This is a genomic window from Pseudomonas sp. RA_15y_Pfl2_54 (assembly GCF_963971015.1).
Lineage (GTDB): Bacteria > Pseudomonadota > Gammaproteobacteria > Pseudomonadales > Pseudomonadaceae > Aquipseudomonas > Aquipseudomonas baetica_A.
The window spans coordinates 33,463-51,833 of the sequence record NZ_CAXAPN010000042.1 but is presented as its reverse complement, the minus strand read 5'-3'; the positions used below and the strand labels follow the sequence as shown (position 1 = coordinate 51,833).

General features: G+C 56.2%; 20 protein-coding genes and 4 pseudogenes. 9 read left to right on the top strand and 15 right to left on the bottom strand.

Annotation, left to right across the window (positions count from 1 at the left end; translation table 11 throughout):
- From AACY50_RS25530 to AACY50_RS25505, 6 genes and pseudogenes are all read right to left on the bottom strand, one after another.
- Nucleotides 1-120 (bottom strand): AAA family ATPase (locus AACY50_RS25530; RefSeq protein ID WP_339539377.1); only part of this gene is annotated, 120 nt, incomplete at its 3' end.
- A 274-nt stretch (nt 121-394) separates the two neighbouring features.
- Nucleotides 395-1,823, bottom strand: a pseudogene (locus AACY50_RS25525) (IS1182 family transposase).
- 757 nt (nt 1,824-2,580) lie between these two features.
- The gene (locus AACY50_RS25520) at nt 2,581-2,967 is read right to left on the bottom strand and encodes a cupin domain-containing protein (RefSeq protein ID WP_339434028.1); all 387 of its coding nucleotides are present in this window, start codon (nt 2,965-2,967) and stop codon (nt 2,581-2,583) included.
- A 72-nt stretch (nt 2,968-3,039) separates the two neighbouring features.
- The gene (locus AACY50_RS25515; protein WP_339434027.1) at nt 3,040-3,864 is read right to left on the bottom strand and encodes an AraC family transcriptional regulator; all 825 of its coding nucleotides are present in this window, start codon (nt 3,862-3,864) and stop codon (nt 3,040-3,042) included.
- Between the two features lie 117 nt (nt 3,865-3,981).
- Nucleotides 3,982-4,131, bottom strand: a pseudogene (locus AACY50_RS25510) (LysR family transcriptional regulator); the annotation flags it as partial.
- A gap of 161 nt (nt 4,132-4,292) precedes the next feature.
- Complete coding sequence (locus AACY50_RS25505) at nt 4,293-4,532, bottom strand: hypothetical protein (protein WP_339434026.1); 240 nt, start codon at nt 4,530-4,532, stop codon at nt 4,293-4,295.
- A gap of 193 nt (nt 4,533-4,725) precedes the next feature.
- Here AACY50_RS25505 and tspO point away from each other — a divergent pair, with 193 nt between their 5' ends.
- From tspO to msrA, 3 genes and pseudogenes are all read left to right on the top strand, one after another.
- Entirely contained in the window at nt 4,726-5,169 is a 444-nt protein-coding gene (tspO, locus tag AACY50_RS25500; protein ID WP_339434025.1) for a tryptophan-rich sensory protein TspO, read from the top strand.
- A gap of 159 nt (nt 5,170-5,328) precedes the next feature.
- A pseudogene (locus tag AACY50_RS25495) lies at nt 5,329-5,550 on the top strand (alpha/beta hydrolase); the annotation flags it as partial.
- Nucleotides 5,551-5,655: 105 nt separating this feature from the next.
- A complete protein-coding gene (gene msrA, locus AACY50_RS25490; protein ID WP_339434024.1) occupies nt 5,656-6,162 on the top strand; it encodes a peptide-methionine (S)-S-oxide reductase MsrA in 507 nt (168 codons plus the stop codon).
- 79 nt (nt 6,163-6,241) lie between these two features.
- On the opposite strand, the gene AACY50_RS25485 is transcribed toward msrA, so the two are convergent.
- Complete coding sequence (locus tag AACY50_RS25485) at nt 6,242-7,543, bottom strand: SLC13 family permease (protein WP_339508428.1); 1,302 nt, start codon at nt 7,541-7,543, stop codon at nt 6,242-6,244.
- Nucleotides 7,544-7,573: 30 nt separating this feature from the next.
- Complete coding sequence (locus AACY50_RS25480) at nt 7,574-8,407, bottom strand: amidohydrolase family protein (protein ID WP_339539372.1); 834 nt, start codon at nt 8,405-8,407, stop codon at nt 7,574-7,576.
- A 214-nt stretch (nt 8,408-8,621) separates the two neighbouring features.
- On the opposite strand from AACY50_RS25480, the gene AACY50_RS25475 reads away from it, so the two are divergent.
- The gene (locus AACY50_RS25475; RefSeq protein ID WP_339434021.1) at nt 8,622-9,359 is read left to right on the top strand and encodes a GntR family transcriptional regulator; all 738 of its coding nucleotides are present in this window, start codon (nt 8,622-8,624) and stop codon (nt 9,357-9,359) included.
- A 94-nt stretch (nt 9,360-9,453) separates the two neighbouring features.
- Here the strand turns inward: AACY50_RS25475 and AACY50_RS25470 are convergent, their stop codons facing one another.
- Together AACY50_RS25470 and AACY50_RS25465 are read right to left on the bottom strand one after the other, a co-directional pair.
- Entirely contained in the window at nt 9,454-9,945 is a 492-nt protein-coding gene (locus tag AACY50_RS25470; protein ID WP_339539370.1) for a DUF2269 family protein, read from the bottom strand.
- Nucleotides 9,946-9,947: 2 nt separating this feature from the next.
- Nucleotides 9,948-11,075, bottom strand: a complete 1,128-nt coding sequence (locus tag AACY50_RS25465; RefSeq protein ID WP_339434019.1) for a saccharopine dehydrogenase family protein — start codon at nt 11,073-11,075, stop codon at nt 9,948-9,950.
- A gap of 207 nt (nt 11,076-11,282) precedes the next feature.
- Here AACY50_RS25465 and AACY50_RS25460 point away from each other — a divergent pair, with 207 nt between their 5' ends.
- The 5 genes and pseudogenes from AACY50_RS25460 (at nt 11,283) to AACY50_RS25440 (ending at nt 14,001) form a co-directional block, all read left to right on the top strand.
- Nucleotides 11,283-11,498 (top strand): PLD nuclease N-terminal domain-containing protein, encoded by a 216-nt coding sequence (locus tag AACY50_RS25460; protein ID WP_221732590.1) that lies wholly within the window; start codon nt 11,283-11,285, stop codon nt 11,496-11,498.
- A gap of 86 nt (nt 11,499-11,584) precedes the next feature.
- Nucleotides 11,585-12,148, top strand: a pseudogene (locus AACY50_RS25455) (aromatic alcohol reductase); the annotation flags it as partial.
- Between the two features lie 572 nt (nt 12,149-12,720).
- Nucleotides 12,721-13,053: an isochorismate lyase gene (locus AACY50_RS25450; RefSeq protein WP_339434018.1), complete on the top strand. Its 333-nt coding sequence runs from the start codon at nt 12,721-12,723 to the stop codon at nt 13,051-13,053.
- Between the two features lie 73 nt (nt 13,054-13,126).
- Nucleotides 13,127-13,612, top strand: a complete 486-nt coding sequence (locus AACY50_RS25445; RefSeq protein WP_339434017.1) for a GNAT family N-acetyltransferase — start codon at nt 13,127-13,129, stop codon at nt 13,610-13,612.
- A gap of 230 nt (nt 13,613-13,842) precedes the next feature.
- Nucleotides 13,843-14,001: a DUF2986 domain-containing protein gene (locus AACY50_RS25440; protein WP_339539367.1), complete on the top strand. Its 159-nt coding sequence runs from the start codon at nt 13,843-13,845 to the stop codon at nt 13,999-14,001.
- A gap of 284 nt (nt 14,002-14,285) precedes the next feature.
- On the opposite strand, the gene AACY50_RS25435 is transcribed toward AACY50_RS25440, so the two are convergent.
- From AACY50_RS25435 to AACY50_RS25415, 5 genes are all read right to left on the bottom strand, one after another.
- Nucleotides 14,286-15,341 carry a DUF1214 domain-containing protein gene (locus AACY50_RS25435; protein ID WP_339434015.1) on the bottom strand — a complete coding sequence of 352 codons (1,056 nt, stop codon included), beginning with the start codon at nt 15,339-15,341 and terminating at the stop codon, nt 14,286-14,288.
- A 774-nt stretch (nt 15,342-16,115) separates the two neighbouring features.
- The gene (locus tag AACY50_RS25430; protein ID WP_339466058.1) at nt 16,116-16,424 is read right to left on the bottom strand and encodes a hypothetical protein; all 309 of its coding nucleotides are present in this window, start codon (nt 16,422-16,424) and stop codon (nt 16,116-16,118) included.
- Between the two features lie 44 nt (nt 16,425-16,468).
- Nucleotides 16,469-17,182: a helix-turn-helix transcriptional regulator gene (locus tag AACY50_RS25425; protein ID WP_339539365.1), complete on the bottom strand. Its 714-nt coding sequence runs from the start codon at nt 17,180-17,182 to the stop codon at nt 16,469-16,471.
- A complete protein-coding gene (locus AACY50_RS25420) occupies nt 17,175-17,429 on the bottom strand; it encodes a helix-hairpin-helix domain-containing protein (RefSeq protein ID WP_339434012.1) in 255 nt (84 codons plus the stop codon). Before AACY50_RS25420 ends, AACY50_RS25425 begins: the two co-directional genes overlap by 8 nt.
- A 110-nt stretch (nt 17,430-17,539) precedes the next feature.
- On the bottom strand, nt 17,540-18,256 hold the full coding sequence (locus AACY50_RS25415) for a class I SAM-dependent methyltransferase (RefSeq protein WP_339539362.1): 717 nt from the start codon (nt 18,254-18,256) through the stop codon (nt 17,540-17,542).
- Nucleotides 18,257-18,371 lie beyond the last annotated feature (115 nt).

The window sequence follows — 18,371 nt, the reverse complement described above, 5'->3', positions numbered from 1 at the left end:
TGAAAGCCAATAATCCTCACTCATCAGAATAGCCGACCGTTCAGATGCCAAGGACTTGGCCAGCGTCGATTTGCCGGATGCAATCTTGCCTGACATCAAATGAAGCATTGGTTGAGTCATGGGGGACGTCTCCTTGTCGAGTACTGATGATGCTCATTGAAAAGCGTCGAAGCAACCGCAGATCGTCCACTGTCAGCTTTGGGGCGGAAACGGTCGTCATGAACGTCCGGTATTGGCCCAGAGTGTGTAAAAACGCGCTGATGCACTGTCGGCGCGCAGCGCCGACGGTTGTTAGCTGAGTAATTGCTCGCAACAAGTCCTGCGGATCATCACTAGGGCCTGGGAGCCCCTAGCGCCGCTTCTACCTTGCTGGGTGGCCAAAATACAGACCTCTTCAGGCCGACAGCGCCTTCATTAAACCGCTGGTACCGAGAATTTTCATGACCCGTTTCAGGTTGTAGGCGAGCACATTCAGGCTCATCTCGGCGCTTACCCCGTTAAGCTTTCGGGTCAGGAAGTGTGTCGCGCCCATCCATTGCTTGAGCGTCCCGAAGGGATGCTCAACCGTCCGTTTTCGGATCCGCATCATTTCCGGCGCGTTGCTCAGCCTGTTCTGCATTTCCTCCAGTACGGCTTCATGCTCCCAGCGTCGAACCCGCCGTTCCGTGCTCGGTGTGCACTGCGGTTTCATTGCGCAGCCCCGGCATTTCGAACTCCAGTAACGGTGCAACGTCAGGCCTTTTCAACGTTGGTATAGCGCCAGATCAGCGCCTCTCCAGCCGGGCAAATGTATTCGTTTTTTGCCGCGTCATAGATGAAGGCATCGTTATTGAAACGCCCGTCTGCCTTGGCTCCAGAGGTCATCGGCTTGGGCACATAGGCGGTGATACCTGCATCGTGACAAGCCAGATTTGTTCGCTTTTGAAGTAACCTCGGTCAGCCACTACCGACAACGTATCTGACGCCATCGCCTCGCGGGCCTGCTTGGCCATTGAGCTGAGTTGATCCCGGTCGGAACCGACGTTGGTCACCTCATGTGCAACGATCAAATGGTGCTGAGTATCGACCGCTGTCTGCACGTTGTAGCCGACGATTCCTGTGCCGCGCGTCATCATGGAACGGGCGTCTGGATCGGTCAGTGAGACCTGCTTATCCGGCGATTCATTGAGCTGGATTTCGATCGCTTGAAGCTCCTTCATTTGAGTTTTTAGCTTGGCGATTTTCTCTTCCAGCCTCCCGGCACTGGGCTCGGAAGCTGTGGGTTCTTGCCGATCGGCAGCATCGAGTGCCGCTAGGTAACGGTTGATACTCGATTCAATTTCTTCCATGCGCCGCTTCAGTTTGGCGCTGGTGAAATTGCGGTCGCGGTTGTTGGCTGCTTTGAATTTACTGCCATCAATGGCGACCAGATGTTCTCCGAACAGTCCCAATTGCTGACATAGCATAACGAACTGGCGACAGACGCCTCTGATGGCCTTGCTGTTGTCTTTTCGGAAGTTGGCGATGGTCTTGAAGTCCGGCATCAAACGCCCGGTCAACCACATCAGTTCGACGTTGCGCTGGGCTTCTCGCTCCAAACGTCGGCTCGACTGGATGCGGTTGAGATAGCCGTAGATGTAGATCTTCAGCAGGATCGCGGGATGGTAAGCGGGCCGGCCTGTATCGGCGGGAATGGCACCTTCAAAACCCAGATTGACCAGGTCGAGTTCGTCGACGAAGACGTCGACTACGCGCACCGGATTGGTATCGCTGACGTAGTCGTCGAGGCTCTCGGGAAGTAAGGTACCTTGGCCTCGATGTTCACCTTGGATAAAGCGCTTCATGGGCGATCCCTGCGATGAAATCCTCAGAAATCATAGCAAGAGTTCGCGAAGGCGTTTTTACACACTCTGGGCCTGTAGCTGTACTCAACCCCTAGCCTTTTACAGACGTTTAGCCACCTGTTTTGCCTGCGCAATGCCATGGAACCTCTTCGAACACTCCGCTAGCTGTCAGCATTGCGCCGAGCTCATAAATTAGTTGCCTATTGAGAGTGGGGTGGTCGGCAACTCCGAAAGCGCTCCAAGAGTCGCTGTCAATTCGGCAAGTTCCAAACTTACTTTCTAGACGGGAGTGAGATGCCCATATGCCATGTTCATTGGTGTTGACTGAGAATCCCAATGGTACCAATACCATGCGGAGCGCCTCCTGAAACCCAATGTCCGATGGCTGTGGATAGAACTCAACTAGCAGTTTTTTACTGCCATAGCCTTCTCTAATCGCGAAAGGGTACATGACCGTCCTCTTGAACTATTTCGAGCTCTTTGCACCGTCCGTGAAAATTTAACGAAGTACAAGGCATCGGTTAGGTTACGAAGCCATCGACAACATGTCTAGAAGCAGGAGTGGTTAGCACCTCTGCCAACACACGTCCGCTCATGGCCGACAGCTGCCCTCAACCAAAGGCAGCTTTGGATCGCTTTCTGCCTCTCGCGACGGGCAGTAAGAGTCAGCTCGGATGCAATTGACTGGTCAGTGGCAAGGCAAGCCGGTGGTCAAGTGAACTGCAATTATGCATGCCTGGCCGTTTGGGCGCTGAACCTATATCCAGACGTCACTCAATGCAGTTCGCTCACCCTGTTCATGGCCCGTGTTCAAAATACCTCGTGGTTCGATCATCATCAGTTTCGCTTCACTTTGCGCCGCCGTCCTGTGCACTACCCCGCGCGGCACCACATATAACTCCCCAGGATTCACATGGACGCATCCCTCTGGGAGGTCGATGCGCAAGGTGCCTTCGAGCACAAGAAATGCTTCGTCGGTCTCAGGGTGTGAGTGCCAGATGAATTCGCCTTCGATTCGCACAACCTTGAACTGGTAGTCGTTCATTTCAGCGACGACCCGAGGGCTCCATTGCTGATCGATCAGCGAAGCCTTTTGCGCCAGGTTTATGGGGAGCGATGTTTGTGGGTGATGGGACTCAGGCATGACAGATCCTCTGTAGTTGAGGTCGTCAGCCTATCGAACAATGAATGCATCGCGCTTGTACGATCCTGCAAGTCAGCGTGCGGGCCGCAAGCGTTCCAGCCAACGCATGGGTGGGACGCCATAGCAGCGTGTGAAATGTCGGGTCATGTGACTCTGATCGTGAAAGCCTGCGGCGAGGGCGGCGTCCACCAATGTGAAACCGTCGAGGACAAGACGGCGAAAGCGGTCAAGACGTCGTAGTGTGACAAAGCGGTAGGGGCTGGTGCCATAGAGCGTTCTGAAGTCGCGTGACAGGCTCCAGCGCTCTCTCCCGCTAGCCTGCTCGAGCATTTCCAACGTAATGCCCAAGTGCATATTTTCCAGGATGAATGCTCTGGCGCGTTCGGCAGAGAGATAATCCAGACGCTTACGGCCACGCGACTTACCCGCGACGGCACGCAACGCCATTGCCAGGTCATACAGGGCGTCCTGTTCCTCCAGCGTCTCCATAGGGTTATCCATCGCTTGCACAAATGCTTCGCTGGCATGGTAAAGGCGCGGATCGTTCGAAAGCCCACCGGCGATAAAGGGCAAAGGTTCGCCCCCCAAGATTGTCTGGATCAATGCTGGATCAACGTAAGCCATACGGTAATGAAAACCTGCTTGCGTGCCGGCCATGCCGTCATGAAGTTCATCGGGGTGAAGCACGAGCGTGTTGCCCTGCACCCCGTGGCGTAGCGAACCCTTGTAGTGAAAACTCTGCACGCCCGCCAGCGTGCGACCTATCGAGTAGGTGTCGTGACGGTGTGGGTCGTAGCCGTGGCTGCCGAACCAGGCTTCGATACGCTCGATGCTACCGGGTTGAGTGCTGCGAATAACCCAGTCAGAGGTGCTCGGTTGGCCTTTTTTCCGGTCCATGCCAGTATTTTCCAGTTTCTGCGCAGTCGTCGCGGTTTTCCTTTTCGGGAATATACAAGTACTCGCAGTCGGATATCTCCTTTTGACCCAGGCTGTGAAAAAAATCGACGCTCGCCGTTAGCTCAAGCCACTGTTGAATTGCTCACTGACCAGTTCAGCCAGCATCCGCACAGGTTCGGTAAAGCTTCGGCGAGAATGATGTATCAGCCCGATATCACGGTGAAACGTGCGCACGCCGAGATCGAGTGCCCGGACACCGGCTGGCCAAGGACTGGCTGCACAGCACGCTTGGCGGTTGTCCCACCGTCGTTGAGCCCAGGCTTTCTAAAGCCTGAGCAGCATGTTCGCGAAGGGGTCGTATCAACCACTATCACCTCAGTTGACACACCACTTTCGCGAGCAAGCCCGCTCCAACAGGTGAGCCGTGGTTAATTGTCGATTGGCGTGATGATCTCAATCCGCGTAATCCCCACCCGTTCAGCCTGCGCAATTATCTCTTGGGGTGTCGAGTCCGCCGTGGGCATGACCAGGCCATTTTCCGCATCGCCCAGATGCAGTTCCAGCAGGTGCATCGCAGCCTCGTGTTCGGCCAGTTGTGGCTGTTTGAGTTCGAACAGATGAGTACGAGGCTCGTCGTTGAAACGGTATTGCAAAAGGTAGTTGTGCATGGTGTCACCCGCGTATGAAGGAAGAAGCCACTGATCATCCTGACGCACCGGTCAGTTATTAGTTCAACGGCATGGCGACTGCGACTTACTGGCGGTAAACAGATAAATCTCGGCGCTCAATCCAAACTTTTCGCCGCGCAGGGCGTCCTTTCCTTACACTCCCCCAAAAGCTGAGTACAGCTAAGGACTGGCGATGACCTTCTTCATTTTTCTTCTGGCCTGCGCGGCTGCCGCGAGCACAGGCGTCATTTTCAAACCGGGCCCCTGGTATGCATCGCTGACCAAGCCTGGCTTCACGCCGCCCAACTGGGCGTTTCCGGTGGCCTGGACGGTGATCTATCTGTTGCTGGCCTGGGCCGGATACCGACTGAGCCTGATCCCCGGCAGCCAAACGGTGATGGCGTTATGGGCGGCGCAGATCGCGCTCAATACCCTGTGGACGCCGGTCTTCTTTGGCGCCCACCACGTTTTCGCCGCCATGGTGATCCTGACGCTGCTCTGGCTGGTCGTCGCGGCCATGGTGGTGATGGCGTTGCAGCTTGATCTGGTCACCGGCCTGATCCTGTTTCCCTATCTGGCTTGGTTGTGTGTCGCCGCTGCGTTGAATTTTTCCATCTTGATCAAGAATCGCGGATGACTCACCCACGCAGCAAGACGCCTTGGCCGCAGGGCGAGCGGGAGTTGACGCAAGTGCGTGACTTCAACAAGAAGCTCGCCTGGTTACCGCGCTTTAAGATTCGCAATCGCGTCCTGCCACGGATGATTCAAACACTGCTGCGCGCCAGCCAGATCGGTGGCGCTGATGTTTGCCGGCGAACTGGACCCGCTGCGCGACGACACCCTCGAAATCGCCGAGCGCTGGAGGGCGTCAGCCCCTGTCGAGGTGTACCAACTGCCCTCTTCCCCCCATGGTTTTATTCACTTTCCGACCGCGATTGCCAACAGCGTGCTGGCGTACAGCCGTGAGTGGATCACGGGGCGAGTTAATGCGTGCACTGTGCTTACCCCCCCTTCTTGAGTGCTGGATACCGCCTGCGTTATTCGCGCCGTTCAACCTTGGAATCGGTCAACGCGCCCTCATAACCATCGCTATACCCAACATCCTCAAAGGGAAGGACAAACCATGACCAGTCAAACCGAAACCGCCATCCTCGCCGGCGGCTGCTTCTGGGGCATGCAAGACTTGCTGCGGCGCTATCCGGGCGTGTTGCAAACACGGGTTGGCTACACCGGCGGCGATGTGCCGAACGCCACTTATCGCAATCACGGCAATCATGCTGAAGCCATCGAAATCGTTTTCGATCCTGCGGTGATCAGCTACCGGCAGATCCTTGAGTTTTTCTTTCAGATACACGACCCCAGCACACCCAACCGTCAAGGCAATGATCGTGGCCCCAGCTATCGCTCGGCGATCTATTACCTCAGCGAACAGCAACGCGACATCGCCGAGGACACCGTTGCCGATGTCGATGCCTCACAGCTATGGCCTGGCCGCGTGGTGACCGAAATCGCACCGGCGGGGCCGTTCTGGGAAGCAGAACCGGAGCACCAGGATTATCTGGAACGCATCCCGAATGGCTACACCTGCCACTTCATTCGTCCGAACTGGAAACTGCCCAAGCGTGCCTGAGAACCAGTCTCACGTTGCCATCGTGCTCGCAATCGACTCAATTGACGTCCGACGCCTTCGCGTCGGGCCAAGGGCGCTTTTAAAAGACGAACGTCATCAGTGCGTTGAACACCAGCGCCGCGACAAAGCCCAGAGGTGCCGCGCGAAACAGGAGATGCTGAAACAGCGAAGCGCGGCTCTGCTCCGTGGGGCACGAGCCGAGGATCAGGCTACCACCCGAGGAAAACGGCGAGATAGAGGTCGCTTGGGCGCCCACGACGATGGCAACGAACAGGATCATCGGATCGAGCCCCAGCGTCGAAGCAATCGGCGGCACCATCGGGAACAGCGCTGGCGTCACGACCCCCAGCGTGCTGGAGAACAGCGACATGAAAGCCGCCACGATGCCGAAGACGATCGGCACCATGATCGGCGGGATGCTACTGCCCATCCACGAGGCCAGCACGTCGATGGTCCCGGCCTTGATCGCAACCGAAATCAGCATGCCCACGCCGCAAATCATGATCAACGTTCCCCAAGGCACCGTCGCCATGACCTTGCGCTCGTCACCCAGTTTGAGCAGCAGCGCAATCACTGAGAACAGACTGGCGATCAGCCCGATGTCCATCTTCGAATTGATAAAGCTCACGGTCGCGTTGGCCGGGAAAACGATATGCGCGATGGGCGCGGCCAGTACGATCGCCATCATCGCCAGCGTCAGCCAAAGCGTGGTTTTCTGCTCTCGATTCAACGGCGTAGGCTCGGTTACTAAATAAGCGCTGGCTTTCATCGCCTTGCCATGGCCCGTGAGGAACACCAAAGCTGAAATCACCAGAAGGGGTATCACCAACGTGCTGGCGAAGATCGCTGCTGAGTTGATGAACGCGTCATTTTCCGCGATCCCCGCGTTGACCATCAGTCCACGGAAGATGATGCCGCTCTGGCTCGAGACGAAATTGGCCCCGCTCAAGGCGCCGTAGTTTACCGCCATGCCGCCAATGATCAGGCTCATGCCTGTGCGTTCGCAGAGCAGCAACGTGATCGGCGCCATGAATGCCAGCACCGTGTAATAACCCGCGCCCATCCCTGAAATGACGGTCGCGGTGAAGAAGACCGCAAACGGCAACAGTTGCGGCATCGACCGGCTGCGATAAATCAGGTGCTCAGCGAGTTTTTCAAGGGTGCCGTTGACCGTGGCGAAGCTGTAGAACAGGCAAACCGAGAAAATAATGAAGAAAATCTTCAGCGGCCACATGCCGATGACTTCCGACGGGCTGAGGCCCATGCCGTAACAGCCGATCAGGTAGGCAAACGCGATGGCGAACAGACCGATATTGATCTTGGTTTTGTAACCAAGGGCGACGGCGACAACGATTGCCGCGACGACGAGCAGGCTCATCATGATGGAAGTCCTATTGTTGTTATTGATTGTTTAGCGGGAAACGTTGAATCCGAACAGCGTTGCCGGATTTTCCTTCAACACTTGGGCGCGCTCGCCCGCATCCGGCAGCAACCTTTCGATGAAGGCCACCTGCTGGTCATAGCTCGTTTGATCTTCGAACTGGGTGTTGGGCCAGTCGCTGCCCCAGAGGAGTCGCTGGATGCCACCGCTCGCCTCGCGCAGCAGTGCCAGCACTTGCGTTGCCTGGGCCAGATCGGATTGGCTACGGTAGGGAGCGGACAACTTGAGCCATACGTGCGTGTCTGCCAGCAGTGCGAGAAAAGCCGTATGAGCGGGATTTTCAAGATCGATGCCACCTGTCGGCAGGCCAAAGTGGTCAATCACAACCGTCACGCCGCACGCCCTGATGACGGGCACGATCAGCGCCAGATCATCGATGCCCCGCTGAACCTCCACCTGCCAGCCGCGCCGTGCCAAACGCACGAACAGCGCAACCCAAGCAGGACTGCTGTAGTCGGCCAGTGTCTTGCCAATCAGGTTCAGACGGATGCCCACCACACCGGCCTCGGCCAATTCATCCAATCGACTTTCGCTGACATCAGCGTCGACGACCGCCACAGCACGCAGGCGTTTTGGATAGCGGCGTAACGCGTCAAGCATGAAGTGATTGTCGGTGCCCAAAAAGCTGGGCTGAATCAACACGCCGTGTGACAAGCCATTGCGATCAAGATGGCCCAGATATTCCTCAACCAAAGCATCGTAATGCGGGCTGTAGCGACGGTTGGCAACCATCGCCAGGTCCTGGCGGAAGATGTGGGCGTGGGTGTCCACACCACGGAGGGCAGGCGCATGAAGACTGGTCATAAACAGATAACCCTGAGCGTTTGTTGTTATGGCTAACAATCTGCAGCGTTCGTGAGATCGGGCCATGAGGCCCAAGCGACGGTTGGCGGCAGATTCATATAAATACATCTATTCATATATATGACTGCACCACCATATATTCAGCGCTAGATATCTGTCAAACGACTTGTTGGTGATACAGTAGCGGCGCCTGCCAGAATGGACTGCCCCAAAAATGAACGCCTCGACACTCGGATACGACGAGCGCTTGCCGCTTTATCAGCGCCTGCGAGAAGAAATGCTCGCCAAGATCGCCGCTGGCGAATGGACGCCAGGGGCGCCCATTCCCACCGAAGCGGAGCTGACCAAACACTACGGTGTCGCGATCGGCACGGTGCGCAAGGCTGTGGAAACGCTGGTCAATGAAGGCCTGCTCCTGCGCAGCCAGGGCCGCGGCACCTTCGTGCGCCGACCTAATTTCGACGCCTCGCTGGCGCGCTTCTTTCGGCAGGTGAATGCCAGCGGCGGACGCGAAATACCCACCAGTCGCATCCTTGCCAAAACGCTGCAAAAACCATCGCTGGCCGTGGCCAATGCGCTAAAGCTGCAAGACGGCGAGCAAGTCGTGAGCATGGAACGCCTTCGGATGGTCGAAGGCCGCACACTGTTTCACGAAGACATCTGGCTACCCGCCACACGTTTTGGCGCATTGCTGAGCATGGATTCCGAAAGTTTCGGCGAGCTGCTCTACCCTTTGTATGAAACCCAGTGCGGCCAATGCATCGCCTCGGCAAGCGAGACGCTGACGGTGGGGGAAGCCGACCCGGCCATGGCCACAATCCTCTCGATCAAGGAAGGCTCCCCGGTCGTCACCATCGAACGCACTGCATTGGGGTATGACCGCAGCCCACTCGAATACCGAATTTCCCGGGCGGCGGCGGAAGGCTTCAGGTACCAGATCGATATTTCTTGAGGCGTTGGGTGAGGCGCAGCAAGCGAATCGCCCGGTAGCGCCCAGCCGTTGCGAACCGTTGAAGGTGCTGCGCGTCTTCCCGCGCCGCCAGCAGCTAAACCAGAACGTTGAGCAGTTGAACCGGTGTCAGCTTCGTCACCATCATCAGCACAATCACGAACATCCCGGCAAAACCGGCAACGCCCATCCAGAACCACCTTCTGTAAACGGCTCGGTAGTTTTCATCGAGCCCCTTCCCGGCCTCCCCCGCGCTCGACGCCATCGCGCAAAGCTTTTTCTGCAAGAGCAAAACCGGCAACCAAAGCGCCCCGACGCAAAAGAAGATGATCAACGAAGTCGCCACCCACTCCGTGGTCATGGGCAGGCCCGAGAGTTTCATCAGAAAAAAGCCTGTGATGATTTGCACCAAACCGGCCGGCGTGGTGATCCAGGTGTCGAAGCGCACCACCATGCGGGCGACGTGTGCGATCACCAACGGGTTGGCCGTACGGCTGGCGGCGATCAAATACAGGTAGGAACCCATGCCGAACCCGAACAGGAAAATCGCCGCGATGACGTGCAGGTACTTCAGGCCCAGATAGAGCATGCTCAGCGCGGCCCTTTGGAGAAGTTCACGACCAGGCGCAGATTGTCCGGATCGTTGATGGCCGCCATGTATTCATCGACGCTGATTTCGCCGACGCAAGGCCGGGCACCGGATTGCGGCACATAGCCTTGGGCCATTTTCATCGCCAGCGCCACGGCCGCGCAGCTGGGGATTTGCGGACCTTTGTCATTCAGGGCTGTCAGTTGCGCAGTCATCGCCAGCGGCAAGCCATCAACATCGAGCCCGTGAACGTCGATGTACATGGCGCTTTTACCGTCGCCGAAACGTTCGAATCGCACGCCCAGACGATGCAAGCGCGCAGCCCAGCGAACGTGGTCGCGAACCAGCCCGATCTTCAGCGCCTGCGCCAGCAGGCCGTTGGCGATACCGCCTAGCTTCAACCCCGCGCCGGCCTTGAAGCTCAGAGTGTGCGCGCCATAGCGGCTGGCGAAAATATCCATGTCCGGCACATCGACATTGGCCAGCAAGCGAGTGCCCAGTGGCGGCATTTTGCGCAGGGTCAGATCCTGCCAGCCCGGCACCTCATGCACCTTGCCGTTCCTGAGTTGCTTGATGGGTTTGCCGGCGTAGGCCAGCACACCTTCGATCGTCGACAGCCCCGGCATCTTCGCCGAGGACGAGATGCCATGCTCAATCGAGTCGATGCGTGAGAAGTGATGGCGCTGCTGATCAATGATCGCCGACGACAACGTCGGCACCGAGCTGCAGCCGCTAAGAACAGCCACGCCCGCGGCTTTCGCCCGCGCATCGAGGACGCCCACGCCATTGACGAAAGTCCGACAGTCAGCAAGGTCGCAGTAACTCACCCCAGCCGCTATACAGCTCTCGGCGACCGCATACGATTGCCCCTGAAACGGGCCTGCGGTGTGGACGACCAACTGGATGTTCATCGAGCGCAACGCCGGACTGAACGCGCTGCCCATGGCATCGCCGCACCAGCCTTCGCAGACGTTAAGCGACTGGCTATTCAACTCATCGACCTTGCGCTGTAACTTGTGCTGATCACGCCCCGAAAGCACCAGCTCGACGCCCGGCATCAGCGCCAGATGCTTGCAAACGATGCTACCGAAGTTGCCGTAGCCCCCCACCACCATCACCCTGAACGGCATTCAATTCTTCCCTAACTGACAGGCTGTATTCAGCCATTGACGGAGACTCATCCAGCGGCGGGAAGAATATAGCGCCGAGCGTCAGCAAGCCAATCAACAAATCCAGGGGGCTGGCCCGTCAGCAAGCAGATCTCTGCGGTGAGGTCGCAAATTAAATGAACCCACCACGCCACACGCCCCCTAACAAAGACCATCAGGAGGTAGCCAATGCAAAATGAAATCGTATGGATCGTACTGGCGGCAGTTCTTCTGCTCATCGAGCTTTGGGCCATCAACCGGGTACGCAAAAGCGAGGGGAAGTCCAATAACAAGGGGGTATGGATTGTGTTGATCGTATTTGTGCCGCTGTTCGGGCTGATTGCCTGGGCGATCGCAGGCCCCAAACATATCAGCCAGGACACCGCGTCACATCCCGGTCGCTAAAAAGCACTGTGTGAGCTTCGCGTTTAAAAACTTCGCGGTCTTCAGGCCGATACTGTCAAATTCCGCCAGGCGTTTCTCGAACGCCTGGTGTCGACTTCGAGGTAATCGGTAGGGGCAGTCCTCAGGATCTGTTCGATGCTCAGCTTGATGTACGCGAATTGCTTCGCGCCCAGGACAAAACTGAATGGGTAATCATCTCGACAGGCATGTTCACCAGCTTCCTTTTTGAGCCTGTATTCGAAGTGGTTGACTTGGAAAACGATTCCGTGAACGCGCTAGACAGTCTTGAGAACAGCGTGACGCTCACGACGCCATACGACATTGGTGCGCTGACAGCGGCAATCGTTTTCTTCGAACCTCGCTTGCGCAACCAGATCGTGTATCTATCGGGAGACACGGTGACGTACGCAGAGGTTGCGGGTCTCCTTGAACGTGTACTGGGGCGCCCGTTCAAACGTAACGTGTGGACTGTTGCGTACCTGATCCGGGAATTGGAGAAAGATCCGACTCACCACATCAAGAAGTACCGTGCTGTGTTTGCCCAAGGCAGAGGTGTGGCTTGGCCGAAAGCGGGCACTTTCAACGAGCAGCAGTCGATTGAGGTAACGACCGCCGAGCATTGGGTTCGGAAAAACCTCGCAAACATCTGAACGCAAAAGCAACGCAACCTTCTGCCTCACAATCTGGCGCACCAAGCGCCCAAGGTTGTGAGTGGCTGCTCAGGTCGAATGCAAACAGCACGGCACCCACTCAACTCACCAGCAAGGCTTCATGGACATTGATGACGGGGATAGCTGTGTCTACGCGTTGGCGGTCGAGCCAGCCTCTGGTTCTAACCACATCAAATATTTGCCCCTGTTCAATCAACGCCAACAAGAGCTCGTCGGCCACTCGATATCGCCCGCAGTCGGGGCAATCTCTTTCCTCCCACGGGCCGTGACAGTGAATCCGCTCGGCGGCGCCTGCACACACAAGACAGCTCATCGCACTTACCTTTTATAGTTTTAATCGGCCAGACCGGGTTGATGCGGTCGATGGCCGGTCGACCGGCATAAACCCGCAAAGTTCTTCGCGCTGACGTTTTCAATACAAACACGTCGCATTTGTCGTGCCATGAGACCTGTATGAGAGCGTTGAGGGTGAGCTGCAAAAGAGATGTGGCCACGAGTAACATGGTCGCTTATTGCTAAAAAGCCATTGCTGAGTACACGGAGTCATCCACATGGAAGTCATCAATCAATTGCAACCTATCGAATGTGCCGACATGCTGGACATTCGACGCGAGATCGACAGTCTGGACCACGCCGTAATCAAGCTGTTGGGCAAGCGTTTCCAGTACGTACTGGCAGCCTCGAAATTCAAGACTTCAGCAACATCCGTGCGTGCGCCGGATCGCTTCAAAGCCATGCTCGCAACGCGCCGTGAGTGGGCGCAGACCGAAGGTCTGAATCCGGACGCCATCGAGAAAATGTACAGCGATCTGGTGAATCACTTCATTGCCCAAGAGATGGCGCATTGGGCGGTGCATCAATCCACGTCCTCAGTTGAGAATTGAGGCGTGGGCACAGCGTTTGAAGACCGACCAGTGATATTTGTCTTAACGATTTTGATCAGGAGCCTCACCCATCATGGATGAAACCATCACCTATCGAACCGCAACTGCCGACGATGCGTTGACCCTGTGCGAGTTGGGCCAATTGCTTAACGCCGTGCACCACGCTGGGCGCCCCGACATATATGCGGCGGCTACCGACGATGTTTCCCGCGACCTGCCGCACTGGTCAGGCGTTTTCGAAAAACCGGATCATGTAGCCTTCATCGCCCATGTGGGTGATCAGGCCGCAGCATTCATTACGGCCAACCTGTCGGCGAGCTCCGGGCCGCTGATGCAGCGGCAGAATGTGGTTCGTATCGGCTCGGTGTGCGTCGCCGAGCCGTTTTCGGGCAAAGGGATTGGTCGTGCGCTGATGCAACTCGTCAAGGACTGGGCCGTTGAGCATGATGCTCAGGATTTGCGCCTGACGGTTTGGCCGTTCAATGAGCGCGCTGCGCGTATGTATGCCGAGTTCGGATTCGAGCAACGCGCCGTCGAGATGGGAATGCGGCTGGTATGAGCAGGCAAGCCCGACTCATAATGATCGTCCTCGGCTGGCTGGTCGGCAAAAGCGTTGAGCATTCTTGATGGCACCGCTGACATTGGGATGATCCAAACCTGCGTCGGCGACCAGCTAAACCGATCGGCCCGGCGGGTATCCGCGGGGCGATGTCATATGTGTCATGGAACGCAAACACCTGAATCGTAGACAGACGACTGTCTTGCAGAACTAACAACCCGAGTAAAAACATGAATCGTCAGAAAAAACTGAAGCAGTTGTTCAAGGAAAAGGCCAAAAAAGCCAGTGCCAAACTGGCCCCGAAAAAGCCGAAATACATCAGCAAGGCTGACCGGGCGAAGCTTGAGGCTCAAGCGGGTTCTGACTCGGTGGCTTGCTCTGAGAGCTGATCAAGGTTCAAGGCATAAAGCACTCACCTGGGGCATCGTCAATGTAATGGCTGTTTTCATGCTTGATACCCACTGAGCAGCGCGCATACGGATAGGGGTTCGAATGCAATGCTCAGCGTGGAGTAACTGTCAGTTTGACCGGCACCGACCATTCCAGGGTTTGCCCGTTTTCGATTGACTCGGTATTCACTCCGTAAAGTGTACTCGCACCATTTTTCTCCCTTGCTGCAAGCCCACCCTAAGGTCAGCGCCGACCGAACGGTGGCGCTGACCAGGATGTGGTCTCACCGAACCAGTTCGATCTCGCTCGGCCGCCACTCTTTGGTGAAGAACGGCTCAAGCGGACTGTAGAGGCGCAAGATCGTGAACCAGCCTTTGTCGGGCATGGTCTGGATCCAGTTGCCGGCCTTGGCCTCTGCAGGCTGGGAGGGGCCGAAATAGAGGGTCGTGGTCCCATCGGCGTTTTCCGTGGCTGCCGGCGTAGGATAAGTCTGGCTGCCTGCACGCGGATAGCGCTGCGGAGTCTGGAGCATGGATCGCGTCTGGTTGTCGTAAACAGTGAATGACCAGAATTTTGCCGCAGGAATCTTCGGTGGCAGGGTTACCTTGTAGGTCTTGCCACCTTCGAAAGGATTTTTTTCGGCATCCGTAAAACCCATGAGGTACTGCGAGCCCGCGTTAGGCAACCGCATAATCATGCCCGGAGAATCCATGGTGTAGCCGTAATAGAACGCCGCACGGGAATCGAGTGTCCGTGCGCCGGTTGGCGGGAATGGTTTGAAAAAGCCGTCCTTGGTAATCATCGGCGGCGGAGTCTCGAAGTTATAGCCACCCTGCCACAACATGTTGGCCCACATTGAATTTGGATAGTAGGCCCAACCGGGATAGTCGGCACCACTCCAGTTTAGCGACCGCCCCGCTGCGTTGCCCACCGCCGCTGCGTCGGTCAGGATACTTTTCATCCGGGCATCGGGATTGAAGGGGTGACCTTTGGCGATGCCAATGGCAGCCAGTTGGCCAAGCAGTTCCGGATCGAACGAGGTTGCCGGTTCCAGTTGCACAAGCTTGTCGAGCATCTGGAAATAGGAAAAATCGTTTGGTGGAATGGTATTGAACGACTTGTCACTCCCTTCAACGAACTTCGTTGGAGGAACAGGCGGGTTGTCCTCAGCGCCAATGCTGTGAAAGCCCTCACGAATCGCATAGGCCGAGGCGCCCGAGAAACTGTTCATGAACGCGTCTATGCCGCGAGTGAACGCCAGGGTGCCGTAGACATCTTGTGTGGTTTTCTCGGTCGGAGCGCCATCCTTGAACTCCAACACACCGATACGCGTCTCCATGCGATCAGGCGTAGTAATGGATGGGGGGATTTCGCCGCCAGCTTGCACCATGGTGGACAGAGTATCGCTAATGAGACGAAAGCCGACAACACGGTTTTTGGTTTGAGAGATTGCGTCATAGTGCTTTCCTTGTTTATGACAAATGCATTAACTACTCAAACTGAGGGACTAATGGCTCAGCGATTTCTCTCAGAGCATACTCAGTCACAATCGTTGCGTTCTGGTCATATATGAGTGGAACCTGCCTGGTTCACCCGGATGACCCACAACAAATATTGCGCACATTGTCGAAGCAGCATAGTCCGTTTAATTGGTTATTCCAGCACACCCAGCCTAGATGCATATTTGCCATCGTTCATCGTCCAACAAACAATAGTTGAAGCTGGACGCACTTAAGAAAGTGCACAAATGGACAATGTCGAATCATCAGCGATACGTCACTTCGCCTTAATTACCCGGTTGGGCGGATGGGTGACATGCCTGTCGATCAGACCAAACCCCTGTCCGGCTGTCGTATGTCGGGCGAGTTCGATAACGCCTGGATTCAAGCTCTTTCAACCAACATGACCTGACGTTACTGATCAAAAGAACCTGGCGTAACACCTCACCCCAAAGGAGTACTGCTACGTGAACTTTTCTCATAAGGCGATAGTGGGTGCAGCACTGGGCAGCTCAGCAATAGTTAATCTGAGAACACTTGCACTGGAAGTGACGACAACGATGCCTGACAGCAAAGGCATTGTTGTCGCTTGCCGGCTCTGAGAGTCAGTGAGGTCAACTCATCTCTGGGGCCAGATGACTCATGAACGTAAGATTTTCAATCGCGTGCATATATTCAGAGAATCTCGGATCTCCATCGCTGAACGCCTTTGCCACTTTCTGGGCGTTTTCAAGACTGTCCCACATGGCTAAGTCCGCGAAGATTCGGTCGTCGTTCATGGGGCAGTAGGCACGGTATTCGATCAAACCCGGGAAAGTCTTTAACGTTTCACGAAGCCCTTCGCGTAGCACAGGCACTTGCGCAACGCATTCCTGTTTGACCTTGAAAATGGCTAATTCGAGTACATGAGATGAATGCTGCATAGGGATGACCTGCTGTGTGTTAGGAGGTCCCAATTATCAGTAGCTCATACTGACAGCGTAGTGTCAGTCGTGCTGATCGCTTTCCACTGGTTTGCCTGATGCTTCATATACGTCTGGAGATCAAGGGCCTGATTGTCAGGTGTAGGTTGTTCGGCAATAGCGATGGAGGCGATGCGATCGACCCGAAAATCGCGGTAAGCCGCCTTGGTACTGCACCAACTTCCAACCGTCCATTTCCCTCCCCAGTAAAAAAGGCCAAGGGGAGAAATAAGACGTTGCGAAACCACTCCATCCAGTCGGGTATAAATTATTCTCAGCGCCTGAGTGTTTTCGATGGCATTTCGAAGGATTGCCAGGTGGCGACGCGTCAAAGCGGGTGTTGTTCCTAGTGCCCTGATTTTTGCCGAACCGGGGTCGACCTTGTGCTGGACTACGCAAGCGGAGATTTTGCTCAACAGCATTCTTGCCGCAGCACCTAGATCGTCATCGGCGGAAGCTGAAAGCATTTCCATCCCGAGTATCAGTGCGTCCAGTTCGAGCTTGTTCAACGCTAAAGGCGGCATCTCAAAATCGGCATCCAAGGCATAGCCCACGCCAGCAGTACCGTAGATGGGGATGCCACTGAAGGAGAGGTCGTCGATGTATCGATAGATTGAGCGAACGGAAACGCCGATTCGGCTAGCCAGTCGTTCAGCAGAGATTGGCTGATGGACACGAATCAGATTGACCAATTGAAACAAGCGATCAGCTTTACGCATCAGGTGTGCTCGACGGAGTACCCTGCGCAAGTTCAATAGCCGCCTGAATGGCGGCCCGGGCTTGAGGGCTGTTCTTCCAGCAAGTCGATCCCGTTGCTGCCGATGCCTGAGCGACGATGTCACAAACATTGGCTTTGCTGAGCGCCGCCAGCGAGTCAATACCCATCTGCTCAAGGCGAGCAATAACGGCCGGCCCCACGCCCCTCAGGGCCAGTAACGCATTATGTTCCGTCAGTGGAAATGGCATCCGTAAACTCCTGTTATCGGCCAATGAGGCAACCAGAGTTTGCCCGACGAGAGTTGGCATCTCAATAGATGGGCACCCTCGCCACGGCGCTTACCACCCCATCCCAGTATTCATCCAGCTTTACCCGTCAACCAAGCCCCCCAGAACAGACTGCTGAAAAACCGCGTAGCCTCGCCAAAGCCGGCCTCATGCAACAGCGCCTGAACCGCCGCCTCGGAATGCGGCGGGTCTGCCCCCTGAAGAATCTTGCCAAGCTTGGCCCTCACCTCCTCCGCGCTGGCACCCTGCTGCCGCCAACGCTGCCCCCATGCCGCCAGTAATAGAGGTTGGCTGGCGTAGGCGTAATGGTTGCCTGCCACGATCAGTGGCGCGCCCGGTTTCAAGCGAGCTTCAATTGATCGCAGGATTGCTCTCTTTGGCTCATCGCCCTTCAGATGATGAAGCACGCCAATCAACGTCGCCGCGTCGAACAACTGATCGGCCGGCAAGTCATCGACATGCCCGAGATGCACTTGCGTTCTGTGCAGCAAATCGTTGGCCTGCAAATGCTGCATCGCGGCTTCGAGCATTGGTTCGGAAGGATCAACCGCCATGAAACGCCAGTGCGGCTCCAGCGCAGCCATCGCAATGATTTCCTGCGCCGTACCGCCAGCGCCTACGACCAATACGTTTGCCGCGTGTGAATGACCAAGACTCGCTGCCAACATGCATGCCGCCAAATCGTGGCAGGCGTCGTAGCCGGCCAGCGCGATTCGACTTTGCTTGGCGTATTCGTTGGCGCGAGAAGTGTCGAATTTTTCGGCAGGGGTGGGAGCTGATGGGTTCAACGGACGATTCTCCTTGTCTTTGGGGCAAGGTACGCCTTGAACTCGACTAAGAAAAATTCGTTAATTTTATGTGCTGCATTCCTGTCGGGAATGCAGATTGGGTGCAGCTACCGGA

What these genes read in the sequence shown, in the direction of transcription:
- AACY50_RS25520 (WP_339434028.1), bottom strand. Translation starts at nt 2,967, where the DNA reads ATGCCTGAGTCCCATCACCCACAAACATCGCTCCCCATAAACCTGGCG.
- AACY50_RS25515 (WP_339434027.1), bottom strand. Translation starts at nt 3,864, where the DNA reads ATGGACCGGAAAAAAGGCCAACCGAGCACCTCTGACTGGGTTATTCGC.
- AACY50_RS25505 (WP_339434026.1), bottom strand. Translation starts at nt 4,532, where the DNA reads ATGCACAACTACCTTTTGCAATACCGTTTCAACGACGAGCCTCGTACT.
- tspO (WP_339434025.1), top strand. Translation starts at nt 4,726, where the DNA reads ATGACCTTCTTCATTTTTCTTCTGGCCTGCGCGGCTGCCGCGAGCACA.
- msrA (WP_339434024.1), top strand. Translation starts at nt 5,656, where the DNA reads ATGACCAGTCAAACCGAAACCGCCATCCTCGCCGGCGGCTGCTTCTGG.
- AACY50_RS25485 (WP_339508428.1), bottom strand. Translation starts at nt 7,543, where the DNA reads ATGATGAGCCTGCTCGTCGTCGCGGCAATCGTTGTCGCCGTCGCCCTT.
- AACY50_RS25480 (WP_339539372.1), bottom strand. Translation starts at nt 8,407, where the DNA reads ATGACCAGTCTTCATGCGCCTGCCCTCCGTGGTGTGGACACCCACGCC.
- AACY50_RS25475 (WP_339434021.1), top strand. Translation starts at nt 8,622, where the DNA reads ATGAACGCCTCGACACTCGGATACGACGAGCGCTTGCCGCTTTATCAG.
- AACY50_RS25470 (WP_339539370.1), bottom strand. Translation starts at nt 9,945, where the DNA reads ATGCTCTATCTGGGCCTGAAGTACCTGCACGTCATCGCGGCGATTTTC.
- AACY50_RS25465 (WP_339434019.1), bottom strand. Translation starts at nt 11,075, where the DNA reads ATGCCGTTCAGGGTGATGGTGGTGGGGGGCTACGGCAACTTCGGTAGC.
- AACY50_RS25460 (WP_221732590.1), top strand. Translation starts at nt 11,283, where the DNA reads ATGCAAAATGAAATCGTATGGATCGTACTGGCGGCAGTTCTTCTGCTC.
- AACY50_RS25450 (WP_339434018.1), top strand. Translation starts at nt 12,721, where the DNA reads ATGGAAGTCATCAATCAATTGCAACCTATCGAATGTGCCGACATGCTG.
- AACY50_RS25445 (WP_339434017.1), top strand. Translation starts at nt 13,127, where the DNA reads ATGGATGAAACCATCACCTATCGAACCGCAACTGCCGACGATGCGTTG.
- AACY50_RS25440 (WP_339539367.1), top strand. Translation starts at nt 13,843, where the DNA reads ATGAATCGTCAGAAAAAACTGAAGCAGTTGTTCAAGGAAAAGGCCAAA.
- AACY50_RS25435 (WP_339434015.1), bottom strand. Translation starts at nt 15,341, where the DNA reads ATGGAGACGCGTATCGGTGTGTTGGAGTTCAAGGATGGCGCTCCGACC.
- AACY50_RS25430 (WP_339466058.1), bottom strand. Translation starts at nt 16,424, where the DNA reads ATGCAGCATTCATCTCATGTACTCGAATTAGCCATTTTCAAGGTCAAA.
- AACY50_RS25425 (WP_339539365.1), bottom strand. Translation starts at nt 17,182, where the DNA reads ATGCGTAAAGCTGATCGCTTGTTTCAATTGGTCAATCTGATTCGTGTC.
- AACY50_RS25420 (WP_339434012.1), bottom strand. Translation starts at nt 17,429, where the DNA reads ATGCCATTTCCACTGACGGAACATAATGCGTTACTGGCCCTGAGGGGC.